The following is a 16,177-nucleotide window of genomic DNA, read 5'->3' as shown; positions in this document are numbered from 1 at the left end:
CTGCAAGCTAGAATCTAGGGATGGAAAGCCAAAAATCACTATCTCCAAGCGAATTTGTTATCGCCCCATCTATTTTGTCGGCTGACTTTGCCTGTCTGGGCAAAGAGGTTCAGGACGTACTTGCAGCTGGATCTGACTGGATTCACTTTGACGTGATGGATAACCACTATGTACCCAATCTCACTATTGGGCCTTTAGTCTGCGAGGCTATTCGCCCTTACGCAGTTAAAAACGGCAAACCTGCAATGATTGATGTTCACCTCACGATTGAACCAGTAGATCGTATCGTTCCAGATTTTGCAAAAGCTGGCGCCAATTTAATTAGCTTTCATCCTGAAGCAAGCCCGCACGTTAACCGCACACTCAACTTGATTCGAGATCAGGGTTGTCAAGCAGGCTTGGTATTAAATCCAGCAACCCCTCTTGATCACTTAGATCACACACTTGAATTACTAGACCTAGTGTTACTCATGTCAGTGAACCCAGGCTTTGGTGGCCAATCATTTATAGCCAGTACTCTGCAAAAAATTACTCAAGTGCGCACTCGCTTAGATCGTTACGAAGCAGAAACGGGTCGTCGCATTCGTCTTGAAGTTGATGGTGGAATTAAGGTTGATAACATTGGACAAGTTGCGCAAGCTGGTGCAGATACTTTCGTTGCAGGCTCAGCTATCTTTGGTAAAGACAATTACACCGAAGTAGTTGAGGCGATGCGTGCAGAGCTAAGAAAGATGGGTAAAGCTTAATGCAGCGCGAAGAATTTAATGCTTTAGCGAAACAAGGCTTCAATCGGATACCCCTTGTAAAAGAGGTGTTAGCAGATTTAGAAACCCCACTATCCCTATATATCAAGCTAAGCCAAACCTTTGGCAAAAAAAATACTTATCTTCTGGAATCAGTTTTGGGCGGGGAACGCTTTGGTCGCTTCTCATTTATTGGCTTACCGGCAAGAACCCTGATCCGCGCTGTAGGAAGCCCAACAGCACCAATAAATGAAGTGCTGACTGATGACAAAGTAGTTGAGAGCAGCACGGACAATCCATTAGATTTTATTGATGCTTATTTCAAACGTTTTAAAGTCGCAGTCCAACCAGGCTTGCCACGTTTTTGCGGAGGCCTAGCGGGCTACTTCGGATACGATACAGTTCGCTATATCGAGTCACGCCTCGCCAAATATCATTTGCCTGACGAATTAGGCGTGCCAGACATACAGTTAATGCTTACTGAAGAGTTGGCAGTGATTGATAACGTAGCTGGAAAAATCTACTTCATTGTTTGTGCCGACCCAAGCATCACTGGTAGCTTTGAAATAGCGCAGGCACGTTTAAAAGAATTAATGGCTTGCCTGAGTAAGCCCGTTGCTACGCCTCCTTTCTTGCCTAGTTCAAAAACCGAATTGATCCGCCAATTTAAAGCGGCTGATTTTGAAGAAGCGGTTCGAAAAACCAAAGAATATATTTTGGCTGGCGACTGCATGCAGGTTGTTATCGGTCAACGTATTAGCAAGCCCTTCACCGATTCACCTTTGGCGCTATACAGAGCGTTGCGCTCTTTAAATCCATCTCCTTACATGTATTTTTACGATTTTGGGGACTTACAAATTGTTGGGTCTTCCCCTGAAATACTAGTGCGCCAAGAAAAGCGTGCTGACGAAAAAATTGTGACGATTCGCCCACTTGCTGGCACACGTCCACGCGGAGTTAGTCCAGAAGAAGATGATCGCCTGGCCAAAGAATTACTAGCAGACCCCAAAGAAATTGCTGAGCACGTTATGCTAATTGACCTAGCGCGCAATGATGTGGGTCGCATTGCAAAAACTGGCTCAGTCAAAGTGACTGATTCCATGTCTATTGAGAAATACTCTCATGTTCAACACATTGTTAGCTCTGTTGAGGGCAATCTCTTGGATAAGATGAGCAATATGGATGTGTTACGTGCCACCTTCCCAGCAGGAACCTTATCCGGCGCACCGAAAATTCGGGCAATGGAAATCATTGATGAAATGGAAATTGTGAAGCGCGGCATCTATGGCGGCGCTGTGGGATACCTTTCGTTCTCGGGCGATATGGATGTGGCCATTGCCATTCGTACCGGCGTCATACGTAACGGTATGTTGCACTCTCAGGCAGGTGCGGGAGTAGTTGCAGATTCAGATCCAACAGCTGAGTGGAAAGAGACTGAAGCAAAGGCACGTGCAGTACTCACTGCCGCTGATTTAGTACAAGGAGGGCTTAATGCTCCTAATGATTGATAACTATGATTCATTCACTTACAACCTCGTGCAATATTTTGCAGAGCTCGGTGAAGAGGTCAAAGTATTACGCAATGATGAAATTGCAGTTGAAGATATTGCCAAGTTAAATCCAGCGCGCATTTGTATATCTCCTGGCCCCTGCAGCCCAGCAGAAGCAGGTATCTCAGTGGCAACCATCAAACACTACGCAGGAAAAATTCCAATCTTGGGAGTGTGCCTAGGGCATCAAGCCATTGGTGAGGCCTTTGGCGGTAAAGTGGTTCGTGCACAGAAAGTGATGCACGGAAAAACCGATAGCATTCACCATACTGGGGTAGGTGTATTTAAAAATTTACCTGATCCATTCAAGGTAACTCGTTACCACTCGCTAGCAATTGAGCAGACTTCTTTGCCTGCAGTGTTAGAAGTCACCGCTACATCCTCAGATGGCGAAATTATGGGTGTTCGTCATCGCGATCTCAAGGTAGAAGGGGTGCAGTTCCATCCTGAATCCATTTTGTCCGAGCATGGTCACGCTTTACTCAAGAATTTTTTACTCAACAATTAAACAATCCTCGTCATGGCAATTACTCCGCAAGAAGCACTGCAACGTTGCATCGAACATCGTGAACTATTTCATGATGAAATGACAGACATGATGCGTCTTATCATGAGTGGCGAAATGGCGCCAGAGCTAGTTGCAGGTCTTTTGGTAGCATTGCGAACTAAAAAAGAAACTGTTGGTGAAATTGCAGCTGCAGCAAAAGTCATGCGCGAATTTGCAACCCCAGTTCATATACAAAATCGCACCCACCTCGTCGATGTCGTTGGCACCGGCGGTGATGGTGCCCACACTTTTAATATTTCCACTGCAGCCATGTTTGTTGCAGCAGCAGCTGGAGCAAAAATTGCTAAACACGGAAATCGCAGTGTCAGCAGTAAATCTGGCAGTGCGGACGTACTGGAATCTTTAGGAGTCAATCTCAACCTATCGGCCGAACAGGTTGCCAATTGCATTTCTTCAATGGGCGCTGGTTTTATGTTTGCACCAAATCATCACCCTGCCATGAAAAATGTTGTTCCAATTCGCAAGCAACTAGGCGTGCGAACGATTTTTAATATTTTGGGACCCTTAACTAATCCTGCCGATGCTAAACGCATTTTGATGGGCGTATTTCATCCAGACCTTGTTGGTATTCAGGCGCGCGTATTACAAGCCTTGGGAATGGAACATGCCCTCGTTGTTTATGGTCGTGACGGCTTAGATGAAATTTCCCTTGAAGGCCCTACTCTCGTTGGAGAGCTTAAAGATGGTACTGTGCGTGAATATGAAATCCACCCTAAAGACTTTGGGCTTAATACTGCACCTACCAACAGCTTTAAAGTTGCCAATGCCCAAGAATCAAAACAAATTGTTTTAGAAGTCATAGACAACCAGTCTGGAGCTGCTAGCGATATTGTTTGCTTAAATGCAGGCGCTACACTCTACGTAGCCGGTGTTGCACCAGATATTGCTAGCGGGATTGCAAAGGCGAGAGAAGCCATTACTTCCGGCGCTGCCCGTAAAAAGCTAGATACTTTTGTTGCAGCAACTCAATCTAAATAAATTATTAGTCATGAGCGATATCCTAGAGAAAATTGTTGCAACCAAAAAAGTAGAAATTGCAAACAACTTAAAAAAAGTTTCTCTATCTAATCAGCAAGAGCTTGCAAAGCTGAATAATTTAGATGCACTCTTAAAGTCCCGAGGTTTTATTCGCTCTATCGAACAAAAAATCACAGCCGGCAAAGCAGGTGTAATCACTGAAATTAAAAAGGCAAGTCCAAGCAAGGGCATCCTCCGAGAAAATTTTGTACCTGCTGATATTGCTCGCTCTTATGAAAAGCATGGCGCCGCATGTTTATCAGTGCTGACGGATGTGGATTATTTTCAAGGCCGCAATGCCTACCTACAAGAGGCGCGTGCGGCCTGCGCGATCCCAGTACTACGCAAAGATTTTACGATTGACCCATACCAAATCTATGAGGCTCGCGCGATTGGCGCAGATGCCATTTTGCTAATTGTTGCTTGTCTTGAGCTCAATCAAATGAAAGAGCTGGAGGCATGCGCTCATGAGCTTGGTTTGGATGTTTTAGTCGAGGTGCACAATGGCGCTGAGCTTGACCAGGCGCTTGAACTGAAGACTCCGCTACTGGGAATCAACAATCGAAACCTGAAAACTTTTGAAGTAACACTCCAAACTACACTTTCGCTCTTGCCTTCAATTCCTCAAAACAAAACACTCGTCACCGAGTCTGGAATTCTCAATAGGGCCGATGTGCAATTGATGCGGGATAACCAAATTCATGCGTTTTTAGTTGGTGAGGCATTCATGCGATCCACTGATCCTGGTAAAGCACTTAGCGATCTATTTGACTAAAGCCCAAAAACTCATCAAAAGTAGCGCCGAATTCAAGAAAAAATCATTTTCCCTTGATAGCCATCAATTGCTGGGACCTCTAGCGAAGAATAGAATCAAATTAGCCCTAGAGCTATCAAACTCATTTAGCCCCAACTATGTCAGTGACCAAACAAACCCCTTACCTGCGATTTTTAAATCTCCTTGATGCCCTAGATCGCATGAATCCCGGCAAAAAACCGGATGAAATTGAAAAGGGTCTTTTAGACAAAATCGTCACTTACGCTCATGCTCAAAAACTGATTTTGGTTGGCAACTTAATTTCTATGTCTCAATTAGGTTCACAAGCCACATTACATGGTCGCCTTAAGAATCTGGTTGCTATGGGCTATATCCAGATGGTCGAGAATATTGATGGTCGAAAAAAAGAAGTGTTACCGACCAAGCTAGCCATTAAACGTTACGAAGAAATTTCTCGCTGCCTGGAGAAAGCAGTTAAGGCAGCTTAAGCATTTTTTTGATTCTCTTTACCCAATAAAAAAGCCCTTGGTTAAAGGGCTTTTTTATTTAAGGAAGCATTGATATCAATTAAACATTGAACAAGAAATTCAACACATCCCCATCTTTCACGACGTACTCTTTACCTTCGGCCCGCATCTTACCGGCCTCTTTTGCACCCGACTCACCTTTAAACTGGATGAAATCATCGTAAGAAATTGTTTGGGCACGAATAAAGCCGCGCTCAAAATCCGTATGGATCACGCCAGCAGCTTGTGGTGCGGTATCGCCTTGATGAATTGTCCAAGCGCGCACTTCTTTTACGCCCGCAGTAAAGTAGGTGTGCAAGCCAAGTAGCGCATAGCCGGCACGAATCACCCGATCCAATCCTGGTTCATCCATACCCAGATCAGCTAAAAACTCGGTCTTATCGGCATCATCTAAATCAGCAATTTCTGCTTCAATTGCTGCGCATACTGCCACTACAGGGGCCTTCTCTCTGGCCGCATGCTGTTTTACTGCTTCAAGATGGGGGTTATTTTCAAAACCATCCTCTTTCACATTTGCGACATACATTGCTGGCTTTGCGGTAATCAGGCAAAGCGGTTTTATCAATAACTTTTCATCATCAGTTAAATCTAAACTTCGAACCGGCAATGCGGAATCCAAATGGGCCTGCACTTTAGTGAGGACAGCAACCAAGGCAGCAGCCTCCTTATCGTTACCCGACTTTGCTGCCTTACTAGAGCGATTGAGGGTCTTTTCGACGGTTGCCAAGTCAGATAAAGCGAGTTCTGTATCAATAACACCGATATCAGCAATTGGATCGATCTTGCCAGCAACGTGGATCACGTTGGGATCCTCGAAACAACGTACCACATGGGTAATAGCGTCAGTTTCCCTGATATTGGCCAAAAACTGGTTTCCCAGCCCCTCACCCTTAGAAGCACCCGCAACCAGTCCCGCAATATCAACAAATTCGACAGCGGCAGGCAAAATTCGCTCAGGCTTAACGATTTCAGCCAAAGCGGCAAGACGGGGGTCAGGAACCTCTACAACGCCTACATTGGGCTCAATCGTGCAGAAAGGATAGTTTTCCGCTGCGATCCCAGCCTTGGTAAGCGCATTAAAGAGAGTAGATTTGCCGACGTTAGGCAGGCCGACGATACCACATTTTAAAGACATACCGATATTGTAAAGGGGCTGGTTTCGATATCATCGAGTTATGTCAGAAGCTCATCAAATTCGTTTGCGTAAATCGACTGCAAATCCATCACAAATTCGCTCCGTAGATGTCGCCGTGGTCGGCGGAGGCATCGTTGGGAAGGCCTGCGCTCTGGGTTTAGCCCAACTAGGCCTTCAAACTGCACAGATTGCCCCAGATCTGGACCATGCGATCCCAATCCCCCAAGGTAGTCAATGGGGACAAAGAATTTACGCCTTCTCCCCAAGCACCCGAAATCTCTTGGCAAATTTACAAATATGGGATGCTCTGGACCAAAATCGATTGCAGCCAGTGCGCGATATGCGAATTTATGGCGATCGCGGAGAAAAAACTGATCAACTTCATTTATCAGCCTTCGAAGCCGGAACTCCTCAGCTTGCGTGGATTGGTGAATCTGACCTAATCGAGCATACCCTTGATCAAGCATCACGCTTTCAAAATAAATTAGAACGCATCAATGATGTAGTTGAAAATATTGCTGCCGATATAAATGACAGCGCCTTGTATTTGAAAAATGGCGGATCTATTCGAACGAAATTGGTCATTGCCGCAGATGGCGCCAACTCTCCAATTCGGACCGCCATTGGAATTACTACGAGCGAAGAGAGTTACTCACAAAGTGCGGTGGTTGCTAACTGGAATTGCACTTTCCCACACCTTGAAACTGCATTCCAGTGGTTCTTGCCTGGCGGGGATATTGTTGCCATGCTACCACTCCCGAATAAACAAGTGTCTATGGTTTGGTCTACCTCACCAGAGCATGCCACCAAGTTGCTGCAATTAAATCCAAATGAATGGCAAGATGAATTTGCTTCAATTGCGAATGGTGCAATATTCCAACAGCTTGGTGAGCTCACCCTGAACTCGAACCCTGCAGCCTTTCCTTTACGAAAGATTCGCGCAGCACGCTTTATTGGGCCCGAAGATAATCCAAGTGTTGCACTGGTTGGTGATGCAGCTCATGTCATGCACCCACTTGCTGGACAAGGATTAAATTTGGGCTTGCGCGATGTCGCTGTTCTTCTCAATATTTTATCTAAGCGTGAGTCATTCAGACCGCTCAATGATCTCAAACTATTGCGTCGCTACGAACGCCAACGACAGGGTGATACTAGCGCCCTTCTTTTGGTAACAGACAAACTGAAAAAGTTATTTTCCGGGACTAGCGCTTCTGAAAAACAATTACGCAACTGGGGTCTTGGCCTGGTAAATAAAAGTCATTTTATAAAACAGCGTCTCATCGAGCGCGCGCTAGGAGAAATTCATTTTGAATAAATATTTAAACGGCTCAGCACTTCTTATTGTTTGGGCCTTTCTGGCCAATTTTGCTAATGCGCAAGTCGGCCAACAAATCAAAACAGATTTACAAAAAAAAAATTGGGTAGCAATGCAAAAGTGAAAAGCGTAAGTCCTGCGCCAGTTTCAGGCTTGTACGAAGTACTGGTTGGTAACGATATTTTTTATACCGACAGCACTGGAAAATACCTTATTCAAGGTGAGATTATTGAGTTATCTACAGGAAAAAATATTACCGAACAAAGGCAAGCAGACCTGAATCGCATTAAATGGGCTGACCTCAATACAGCCAACGCCTTTAAAACCGTTCGTGGTAATGGTAGCCGTCAAATAGCTGTATTTGCCGACCCTAATTGTGGCTACTGTAAACGCCTAGAGAAATCTTTATTACAACTTGACAACGTCACAATCTATACCTATCTCATTCCTATTTTGTCTGCTGATTCAACCCATAAAGCAAAGCAAATTTGGTGCTCATCAGATGCCTCTAAAACCTATATTGACTGGATGGTCAACGGCGTTCCCCCAGCTGGAAAAATGGATTGCAACACACCCTTAGATAAAAATCTTAATATTGCCAAGAGTTACGGAATTACTGGCACTCCAACCATCTTTTTTACAGATGGCAGCCGCTTTCCTGGGGCTGTTCAGATTGCCGATATTGAGAAGAAGCTCAATACCCTTAAGTAAGCAATAGAGGCAATCAAAATGTCTGACCTTCCACAAATTCAATACACCGTCTGGCCGGCCGACCTTCATGGTCATCGTTTTCAGGTAAAACTTCATATTGCCAATCCTGCCCCCGAGGGACAGATTATGCAAATGCCAGCATGGATCCCAGGAAGCTATTTAATTCGTGACTTTGCCAAACACATTGAAACAATTGAGGCCTTTACTGCAAGCGCCACCAAGAAAAAAATTGTTTTAGAGAGAGTGGATAGCAATCAATGGCGTCTACCTAAGATTGATGGTGCCGTAGATATCCTGATGACGGTGTATGCGTTTGACTCTTCTGTTCGTGCCGCCTATCTGGATACTGAACGCGGATTTTTTAACCCCACCAGCCTATGTTTAGAGGTTTTGGGGCAAGAACACGCCCCCTGCTCGTTAGCCATTACAGCTCCAGAAGTAGCCTTTGCTGACGCTTGGTCAGTTCAAACAAACTTGAGGCCTGTCAAGACAGATGCTCGAGGTTTTGGTTTTTATCTTGCCCAAAATTTTGATGATCTGATGGATCATCCAATTGCGTTGGGCGAGTTTCAGTTAATTCACTGGAAGTCAAACAATACAAATCACAGCATGGCGATTCAGGGGTGCATTCATCCGGTAGACGCCACTCGTTTAGCGCAAGATCTTCAAGCCATCTGTAGCTCAACCATAAAGCTCTTCGAACCCAAAACAAAACAAGCGCCATTTTCTAGCTATTTATTTTTAGTTAATGCCGTCTTAAGTGGCTATGGCGGACTTGAGCATCGTAATACCACTGCATTACTATGTCGCCGCGATCAAATCCCGCAAGACAATATTCCATTTGATGAAGAAGCCTATCGTGAATTTCTGGGTCTATGCAGTCATGAGTACTTTCATGCATGGCTTGTTAAACGTATTCAGCCAAAGGCTTTCCAGCCGTATTTACTGAGCGATAGAAATTACACAAGACTACTTTGGCTATTTGAAGGTTTCACCAGCTATTACGATGACTTACAACTGTTGCGCAGCAAGCGCATTGATTTAAATACCTATCTGAAATTAGTTGCTAATAACTGGAATGGCGTTCTGCGAGGACCAGGTCGACTGAAGCAAAGTCTGGCTGATAGCTCATTTGATGCATGGACTAAGTATTACCAAACCGATGAGAATACCCCCAATGCTGTGGTGAGTTACTATGGCAAAGGCGCTCTGCTAGCCCTGGGTCTGGATTTACAAATTCGTGCGTTTTCAAAAAATACAAAATCTTTAGATGATCTGATGTGCCTGCTTTGGCAAAAACATGGTCAACCTCAAGAGGGAATTTCTGAGAATGGTTTAGATCCATTGATAAGAGAGCTTCTTGGCGATGCATTCAAGTCACTCTGGAATCAATTTAAATCAGACTATATTTTTGGTACAAAAGATATTCCGCTACAGAAATGGCTTCCATCTAAAACAATTTCTGTAAACCTCAAAAATCAATCGAAGCTCGAAAAAATAAAATTGCAGCTGGGAATGCGCCATACAGATAGCAATGGATGGCTTAAAGTAAGTCACGTTCTAGACGGCGGTGCAGCGCAAGCCGCTGGTTTAGCGGCAGGAGATTTACTTGCAAGCATTAATGGTCAACGCCTTACCAGTGCTCGCTTAGATAAAGTTCTCGCCGGCCTCTCTGAAGATCAGCTAGTTCATCTCACTTTTTATCGAGATGATTTAGAGTATGAGCGTATTTTGGTGCTGAAGGCTTCCCAGCAGCCGGCTCAATATGAGATAAGCTCAATCAATTAATGCCTTCATCATCTGATGCCTGCTTTTTCTAAAAACGATATCCCAGAAGATTGGCGTAGGCTACTTAGAAATTACCTTGAGTCAAATGAATGGATTCACTTAGAAAAAAATATTCAATCAGTCCTTGAACAAGATTTCGATAGTGTTCGTCCTGAACCGCAGAATTTTTTCAAATCCCTACAACTAACACCCGTAAGCTCGGTAAAAGTGGTTATTGTTGGTCAAGATCCCTATCACTCACCAAGACTGGCACAAGGTCTTGCCTTTTCGATACCGGCTGAGATTCCCCCTAACTCGCGTGAATTTCCAAGCTCACTTCGCAATATCAGCAAAGCACTAGCTATTGAAGGCTTTGGTCCACTTGGAGATGGTGACTTACATCACTGGGCCGAACAGGGTGTTCTATTGCTCAATACGGCTCTTAGCGTGAAATTAGGCAAAGCTGGAAGCCATGCCCATTTAGGATGGAAAGGATTGGTCGATCAAATCATCATCTGCCTAAGCAAAGAAAAGCCTGGTCTTACTTGGATGCTTTGGGGTGCTCATGCGCAATCCAAGCTTGACCTCATTAAAACTGGAAAAGAGCAGAACATTTTGCTGTCTTCACATCCTTCTGGGCTTGGAGTCTATAAAACCGATAAGCCCTTTTTGGAAAAAACTGGTGGTAGCTGCAAACATTTCTCAAAAGCAAATGACTGGCTTACTTCACGTGGCCTAAAACCAATTCAATGGGTTAAAGCCCCGACAGCAAGGGGCAACGCCCTCAAACAGCCTGATTTATTTAAATAAGGTCGTGTAGAGCCAACCTACAAGACAGGCCCCTAAAATGGCGCTAAGCCATTCCAACATTTGACCCGATTGAAATAACCCAGCGTACTGCCCTGCATATGAGCTCAGAATGGCAGCCATAAATCCCAACAGAAAAGCGGTCAATAGCTTTCTAGGCCTGCGTCCAGCGGCATTTCCAGGGTAAAAAATCCAAGCAGAAGTCCCGGATATCCCGCCAATTAGCAGAAAAGCTAAAAACCCCATTCTTACCCCCAATAATCACGTCATCAAATCTATAATCACCATTATGAAGTTGTTGACACTCGGCATCAATCATCACACAGCGCCGGTCGCCATTCGGGAAAAGGTCGCCTTCGATCCTGAATTTCTTCAAGAAGCGTTGCACAATCTTCGCCAACATTTACTTGGGGCGAATCAATCCGGCCTGCCCGAAGCCACCATATTGTCAACCTGCAATCGCACCGAAGTCTATTGCGCTGCCAATGATGCAGATGCCGCCAGCATTCTGCATGAAGCTACTTTTGATTGGCTAGCCAAGACGCAGAAACTAGCGCCCAGCAGTCTTGAGCCCCACATCTACTCGCTTCCACAATCGGATGCGGTGCGACATGCATTTAGAGTGGCCTGCGGTCTTGATTCCATGGTAATCGGTGAGACCCAAATATTAGGTCAAATGAAAGATGCTGTCCGTACCGCAAATGATGCAGGGGTACTAGGCACTTATTTAAATCAATTGTTTCAAAAAACATTTGCAGTAGCAAAAGAAGTTCGGGGCTCTACTGAAATCGGAGCGCACTCTATTTCGATGGCCGCTGCACCAGTGCGTCTATCTGAGCGTATTTTTGAAAAGTTATCCGAACAAAAAGTGTTATTCATTGGTGCGGGTGACATGATTACCTTGTGCGCCACTCACTTTGTAGCACGTAAACCTAAAAATGTGGCTATTGCTAATCGCACGATTGAGCGTGGCCAAGAATTGGCTGACTCTATTTCCGCACAAGAAGTACAAGCTGAGTCATTCAAATTGTCAGAGCTTCCAGGGCGACTTCACGAATTCGATATTATTGTTTCCAGCACCGCCTCTTCCTTACCCATTATTGGGCTTGGTATGGTTGAAAGTGCTCTCAAGCAACGACGCCACAAGCCGATGGTCATGATTGACTTAGCAGTACCGCGTGACTTTGAACCAGAAATCTCCAGACTCGATGATGTGTATCTCTATACCGTCGACGATCTTGGTGTCATGATCCAAACAGGTGCTAACTTACGTCAAGCAGCAGTCAGCCAAGCCGAGGCTATCATCGAAGATCGCGTTGGTAATTTCATACACTGGATGCAAGGCCGCAATGCTGTGCCCTTGATTCAGGACATTCAGCAACAGGGTGAGCACTTAAGACAACTTGAATTAGAGCGCGCTATGAAACGCTTAGTTCGTGGCGATGATCCTCAGGAAGTACTAAACGCAATGGCTCAAGGCTTAACAAATAAATTTTTACATGGATCCTTGCATGCATTACAACACTCTAATGGCGCTGAGCGTGATGCCTTGATTAAGTTGCTACCAAAACTATTCGCCTCTCACGCCAAGCCTGAAGACCATTAGATGAAGCCCAGCATGCGGGCTAAGCTGGAACATCTCGATACACGCTTAGCCGAACTCAACTCCCTTTTAACTTCTGAAGAAGCGACCAAAGATATGGAAGCCTATCGGAAGCTTACACGTGAACATTCTGATATTGCCACTGTAGTTGAGCAATTTGGTCTTTATAAGCAAGCTGAAGCTGATGCGCAGGCTGCCGAAGAAATGCGTAAAGATCCAGAAATGAAGGACTTTGCCGATGAAGAACAAAAACGAGCTCAAGAAACGATGGAAGTGCTTGAGGGGACCTTACAAAAACTCTTACTACCTAAAGATGAGAACGATGAGCGTAATGTTTTCTTAGAGATCCGCGCAGGCACTGGCGGAGATGAAAGCGCGCTTTTTGCAGGTGATCTGTTGCGCATGTATACCCGCTTTGCAGAACGTCAAGGCTGGAAGGTTGAGATCGTTAGCGCAGCTGAATCTGATTTAGGCGGCTATAAAGAAGTCGTTCTCAGACTGGTAGGCCAGTCTGTCTATTCTCGCCTGAAGTTTGAGTCGGGCGGACATCGCGTTCAACGTGTTCCGCAAACTGAAACGCAAGGTCGTATTCATACCTCCGCTTGCACTGTCGCTGTGATGCCAGAAGCAGATGAATTAGAGGCAGTCAAAATTAATCCTGCTGAATTACGGATTGATACTTTCAGAGCTTCAGGTGCGGGTGGGCAACATATTAATAAAACCGATTCCGCTGTACGGATTACTCACTTACCAACTGGAACTGTAGTTGAGTGTCAAGACGACCGCAGCCAACATCGCAATCGAGAACAAGCAATGAAAGTATTAGTCTCTCGAATCATGGATGCACGTGAGCGCGAGAAACACCAACTAGAGGCTCAAACCAGAAAGTCACTCATTGGATCAGGTGATCGTAGCGACCGCATCCGCACCTATAACTTTCCACAAGGCCGGATTACTGACCACCGCATTAATCTCACGCTTTACAAGATCGACGCGATGATGGATGGTAATATTGATGATTTATGCAATGCCCTTGCATCCGAGCATCAAGCCGAGTTACTTGCAGCGCTGGGTGATAACTAAGTAAAAATGGGTAAAACCCAAAGCTTGCGCTCACTATTGGCACAGACCATGCTGCCACCAAATGAAGCGCGCATACTTCTGGCTCATGTGCTTGAAAAGCACTATCAACTCCCTCGCTCTGCCCTATTGTCGCGTGATGACATGCAAATTCATTCAGATGCTCAAATACAATGGGAAGACCTTCAGTCAAGGCGTTTGCGAGGTGAACCAATTGCTTATCTTGTGGGCAAAAAGGGTTTCCATGAGATTGAACTTTTTGTAGCACCTGGAGTATTGATACCGCGCCCCGAAACCGAGCTCTTGGTTGAGATCGCGTTAAAAGAAATTTCGCAACTCAATCAAGAAGTGCGAATTCTCGATTTAGGAACTGGGTCAGGAGCAATTGCGTTGGCGATTGCCCATTCAGCACCCCATGTCAAAGTCACTGCGACAGACCAGTCTCCCGATGCCCTTGCCATCGCGAAAAAAAATGCCGCACTACTAAAACTTGAATCTCGCGTGCAATTTAAACAGGGTAGCTGGTATGAATCACTTAGTGACGACGCTCCCTTTGACATCATCTTGAGTAACCCGCCTTATATTGCCCACCAGGATTCACACCTTGAGCGGGGAGATCTTCGCTTTGAGACCATCTCAGCATTAACCGACCATGCCGGCGGTTTGAGCTGCCTTGAGGAGATCATAGCCAATGCTCCAAGGCATCTAAAAAATGATGGCCTCATTGCAGTTGAGCATGGGTTTGACCAGTCCGAGGCGGTGATTAGTCTAATAAAAACAGCCGGATTTAGCGACATTCAAAAGCATCTAGATTTATCCGGCCATGATCGAGTCGTTTCCGCAAGGAAATAAGCTACTTCACCACCTTTTTCTGGATAAAGTCTTAAAATCAGAGCAACAGCACTACAAATCTTCCTTACTGAATCAGTGTTTTTCTAGAAAGAATTTATGGATACACAAGCTAAAATCAAAGAAATCGTTACTAGCCATCCCGTTGTATTGTTTATGAAGGGAACTGCTCAATTTCCTCAATGCGGTTTCTCAGGAAACGCTGTAAATATTTTGCGTGCCAGTGGCGTTGAAAAACTTCACACTGTGAACGTATTAGAAGATGCAGAAATTCGCCAAGGCATCAAAGAATTTGCCAACTGGCCAACTATTCCGCAGCTTTACATCAATGGTGAGTTCATTGGTGGCTCAGACATCATGACTGAAATGTATCAGTCTGGTGAGTTGCAAAAATTAGTTAAAGCTTAATTTAGCTCAACCTCAGTGATCTTTGATTTAAGCTCACTTCTACTATTTGGCCTGCCACTTGGACTGTGTGCGGGCCTTATAGTTTATGCCCTGAGCTTACGATCCTCTTTGGCGCGCTTAGAACAACAGGTGCAATCAGAAATATCTCTAGCACTAAGTCTTCGAAATGAGCGTGATCAAGCTGTACAAAATGCTATTCGCCTAGAAGCAGAACTAGAGTCTGAGCGTAAGCAAGGACTTGGTCGAATTGAATCACTCAATGAGGCCAAAGAAGCATTAACCAGTCAATTTAAAAATCTGGCTAATGAAATTCTGGAAGATAAATCAAAACGCTTCACAGAGCAAAATGCAGCAAACTTAGATGCGCTCTTAAAACCTCTGCAAACTAAGCTTACTGAATTTAAAGAGCAAGTAAATAACTCTTATGGAAATGAAGCGCGTGAACGCTTTGCTCTGAAGAGCGAAATCGAGCGTCTAGCCAATCTAAACTTGCGCATGTCTGATGAAACGCGCTCATTAACCCAAGCATTAAAGGGCGACTCAAAAGTTCAAGGGAACTGGGGTGAACTCGTCCTTGAATCCATCCTTGAATCTTCCGGTCTACGCAAGGGCGAAGAGTACATTGTTCAAGACAGTCATACCCAGAGTGATGGCGCACGCCTTCAGCCTGACGTTGTTATTAAGTTACCAGAAGGCAGAAGCCTAGTAGTTGATAGTAAAGTCTCGATCACCGCCTATGCAAGGCACGCAGAAACTACCGATCCCATCGCTGCAGAGAAAGAGCTTGCTGCCCATATTCAATCCTTGCGCCAACACATTGCGAGCTTATCAGGAAAAAACTACAGCTCGCTTTATGGCCTTGGATCTGTAGATTTTGTACTCATGTTTGTGCCGATTGAGCCAGCCTTCTTGTCAGCGCTAAAAGCTGCACCCAATTTATATCAAGAGGCTTTGACTAAAAATATTGTTTTGGTTTGCCCAAGCACATTAATGGCAACTCTTCGCACTGTGGCCCATTTATGGAGGCAGGATCATCAAAATCGCAATGCTCTAGAAATCGCTAAGCAATGTGGCAATCTCTATGACAAGTTTGTGGGCTTTGTTGATGACCTTGAAAAACTTGGGCAACGCCTTGATCAAGCCCAGACAAGCTATCACGACGCCTTTAATAAACTCAAGACTGGCAAAGGTAATCTTATTCGTGCCGCAGAGAAGGTTCGAGAGCTTGGTGTAAAGCCAAGCAAGAATTTATCCCCTCCATTAATAGAATCAGCCTCCGATTCTGAATGATCCCTATAACCCATCATCAGGCAAAGATTATT

Annotated in this window: 16 protein-coding genes; 15 read left to right on the top strand and 1 reads right to left on the bottom strand. The window is 44.9% G+C overall.

Going from position 1 to position 16,177, the window contains the following annotated elements:
* Positions 1-20: 20 nt before the first annotated feature.
* From rpe to DXE33_RS08645, 6 genes are all read left to right on the top strand, one after another.
* Positions 21-746, top strand: coding sequence for a ribulose-phosphate 3-epimerase (gene rpe, locus DXE33_RS08670; protein ID WP_114639512.1), 726 nt, complete (start codon positions 21-23; stop codon positions 744-746).
* Positions 746-2,251 carry an anthranilate synthase component I gene (gene trpE / locus DXE33_RS08665; RefSeq protein WP_114639511.1) on the top strand — a complete coding sequence of 502 codons (1,506 nt, stop codon included), beginning with the start codon at positions 746-748 and terminating at the stop codon, positions 2,249-2,251. The genes rpe and trpE overlap by 1 nt, the downstream gene beginning before the upstream one ends.
* A complete protein-coding gene (locus tag DXE33_RS08660; protein ID WP_114639510.1) occupies positions 2,235-2,801 on the top strand; it encodes an anthranilate synthase component II in 567 nt (188 codons plus the stop codon). Before trpE ends, DXE33_RS08660 begins: the two co-directional genes overlap by 17 nt.
* 12 nt (positions 2,802-2,813) lie before the next feature.
* Positions 2,814-3,839, top strand: coding sequence for an anthranilate phosphoribosyltransferase (gene trpD / locus DXE33_RS08655; protein ID WP_114639509.1), 1,026 nt, complete (start codon positions 2,814-2,816; stop codon positions 3,837-3,839).
* Between the two features lie 10 nt (positions 3,840-3,849).
* A complete protein-coding gene (gene trpC / locus DXE33_RS08650; protein WP_114639782.1) occupies positions 3,850-4,653 on the top strand; it encodes an indole-3-glycerol phosphate synthase TrpC in 804 nt (267 codons plus the stop codon).
* 137 nt (positions 4,654-4,790) lie between these two features.
* Entirely contained in the window at positions 4,791-5,141 is a 351-nt protein-coding gene (locus tag DXE33_RS08645) for a hypothetical protein (protein ID WP_114639508.1), read from the top strand.
* 79 nt (positions 5,142-5,220) lie between these two features.
* Here the strand turns inward: DXE33_RS08645 and ychF are convergent, their stop codons facing one another.
* The gene (ychF, locus tag DXE33_RS08640) at positions 5,221-6,315 is read right to left on the bottom strand and encodes a redox-regulated ATPase YchF (protein WP_114639507.1); all 1,095 of its coding nucleotides are present in this window, start codon (positions 6,313-6,315) and stop codon (positions 5,221-5,223) included.
* Between the two features lie 40 nt (positions 6,316-6,355).
* Between ychF and DXE33_RS08635 the strand changes: the two genes are divergently transcribed.
* From DXE33_RS08635 to DXE33_RS08590, 9 genes are all read left to right on the top strand, one after another.
* Positions 6,356-7,630: an FAD-dependent monooxygenase gene (locus tag DXE33_RS08635; protein WP_114639506.1), complete on the top strand. Its 1,275-nt coding sequence runs from the start codon at positions 6,356-6,358 to the stop codon at positions 7,628-7,630.
* 120 nt (positions 7,631-7,750) lie between these two features.
* Positions 7,751-8,341, top strand: coding sequence for a DsbC family protein (locus DXE33_RS08630; protein ID WP_231970448.1), 591 nt, complete (start codon positions 7,751-7,753; stop codon positions 8,339-8,341).
* Positions 8,342-8,359: 18 nt separating this feature from the next.
* Positions 8,360-10,129, top strand: coding sequence for a M61 family metallopeptidase (locus tag DXE33_RS08625; RefSeq protein ID WP_114639505.1), 1,770 nt, complete (start codon positions 8,360-8,362; stop codon positions 10,127-10,129).
* Between the two features lie 15 nt (positions 10,130-10,144).
* Positions 10,145-10,918: a uracil-DNA glycosylase gene (locus tag DXE33_RS08620; RefSeq protein ID WP_114639504.1), complete on the top strand. Its 774-nt coding sequence runs from the start codon at positions 10,145-10,147 to the stop codon at positions 10,916-10,918.
* A 286-nt stretch (positions 10,919-11,204) separates the two neighbouring features.
* Positions 11,205-12,521: a glutamyl-tRNA reductase gene (gene hemA / locus DXE33_RS08610; protein WP_114639502.1), complete on the top strand. Its 1,317-nt coding sequence runs from the start codon at positions 11,205-11,207 to the stop codon at positions 12,519-12,521.
* A complete protein-coding gene (prfA, locus tag DXE33_RS08605; protein WP_114639501.1) occupies positions 12,522-13,601 on the top strand; it encodes a peptide chain release factor 1 in 1,080 nt (359 codons plus the stop codon).
* Between the two features lie 6 nt (positions 13,602-13,607).
* Positions 13,608-14,450, top strand: a complete 843-nt coding sequence (gene prmC / locus DXE33_RS08600; RefSeq protein ID WP_114639500.1) for a peptide chain release factor N(5)-glutamine methyltransferase — start codon at positions 13,608-13,610, stop codon at positions 14,448-14,450.
* Between the two features lie 96 nt (positions 14,451-14,546).
* Positions 14,547-14,855: a Grx4 family monothiol glutaredoxin gene (gene grxD, locus DXE33_RS08595; protein ID WP_114639499.1), complete on the top strand. Its 309-nt coding sequence runs from the start codon at positions 14,547-14,549 to the stop codon at positions 14,853-14,855.
* 108 nt (positions 14,856-14,963) lie between these two features.
* Positions 14,964-16,145 (top strand): DNA recombination protein RmuC, encoded by a 1,182-nt coding sequence (locus tag DXE33_RS08590; protein ID WP_231970447.1) that lies wholly within the window; start codon positions 14,964-14,966, stop codon positions 16,143-16,145.
* Positions 16,146-16,177 lie beyond the last annotated feature (32 nt).

The sequence above is a fragment of the Polynucleobacter necessarius genome (assembly GCF_900096765.1).
GTDB lineage: Bacteria > Pseudomonadota > Gammaproteobacteria > Burkholderiales > Burkholderiaceae > Polynucleobacter > Polynucleobacter necessarius_F.
This window is presented reverse-complemented; position numbering and strand designations above follow the sequence as displayed.

Excerpts from the sequence above, each read along its gene's own strand:
- rpe (WP_114639512.1), top strand. The coding sequence starts at position 21 with ATGGAAAGCCAAAAATCACTATCTCCAAGCGAATTTGTTATCGCCCCA.
- trpE (WP_114639511.1), top strand. The coding sequence starts at position 746 with ATGCAGCGCGAAGAATTTAATGCTTTAGCGAAACAAGGCTTCAATCGG.
- DXE33_RS08660 (WP_114639510.1), top strand. The coding sequence starts at position 2,235 with ATGCTCCTAATGATTGATAACTATGATTCATTCACTTACAACCTCGTG.
- trpD (WP_114639509.1), top strand. The coding sequence starts at position 2,814 with ATGGCAATTACTCCGCAAGAAGCACTGCAACGTTGCATCGAACATCGT.
- trpC (WP_114639782.1), top strand. The coding sequence starts at position 3,850 with ATGAGCGATATCCTAGAGAAAATTGTTGCAACCAAAAAAGTAGAAATT.
- DXE33_RS08645 (WP_114639508.1), top strand. The coding sequence starts at position 4,791 with ATGTCAGTGACCAAACAAACCCCTTACCTGCGATTTTTAAATCTCCTT.
- ychF (WP_114639507.1), bottom strand. The coding sequence starts at position 6,315 with ATGTCTTTAAAATGTGGTATCGTCGGCCTGCCTAACGTCGGCAAATCT.
- DXE33_RS08635 (WP_114639506.1), top strand. The coding sequence starts at position 6,356 with ATGTCAGAAGCTCATCAAATTCGTTTGCGTAAATCGACTGCAAATCCA.
- DXE33_RS08625 (WP_114639505.1), top strand. The coding sequence starts at position 8,360 with ATGTCTGACCTTCCACAAATTCAATACACCGTCTGGCCGGCCGACCTT.
- DXE33_RS08620 (WP_114639504.1), top strand. The coding sequence starts at position 10,145 with ATGCCTGCTTTTTCTAAAAACGATATCCCAGAAGATTGGCGTAGGCTA.
- hemA (WP_114639502.1), top strand. The coding sequence starts at position 11,205 with ATGAAGTTGTTGACACTCGGCATCAATCATCACACAGCGCCGGTCGCC.
- prfA (WP_114639501.1), top strand. The coding sequence starts at position 12,522 with ATGAAGCCCAGCATGCGGGCTAAGCTGGAACATCTCGATACACGCTTA.
- prmC (WP_114639500.1), top strand. The coding sequence starts at position 13,608 with ATGGGTAAAACCCAAAGCTTGCGCTCACTATTGGCACAGACCATGCTG.
- grxD (WP_114639499.1), top strand. The coding sequence starts at position 14,547 with ATGGATACACAAGCTAAAATCAAAGAAATCGTTACTAGCCATCCCGTT.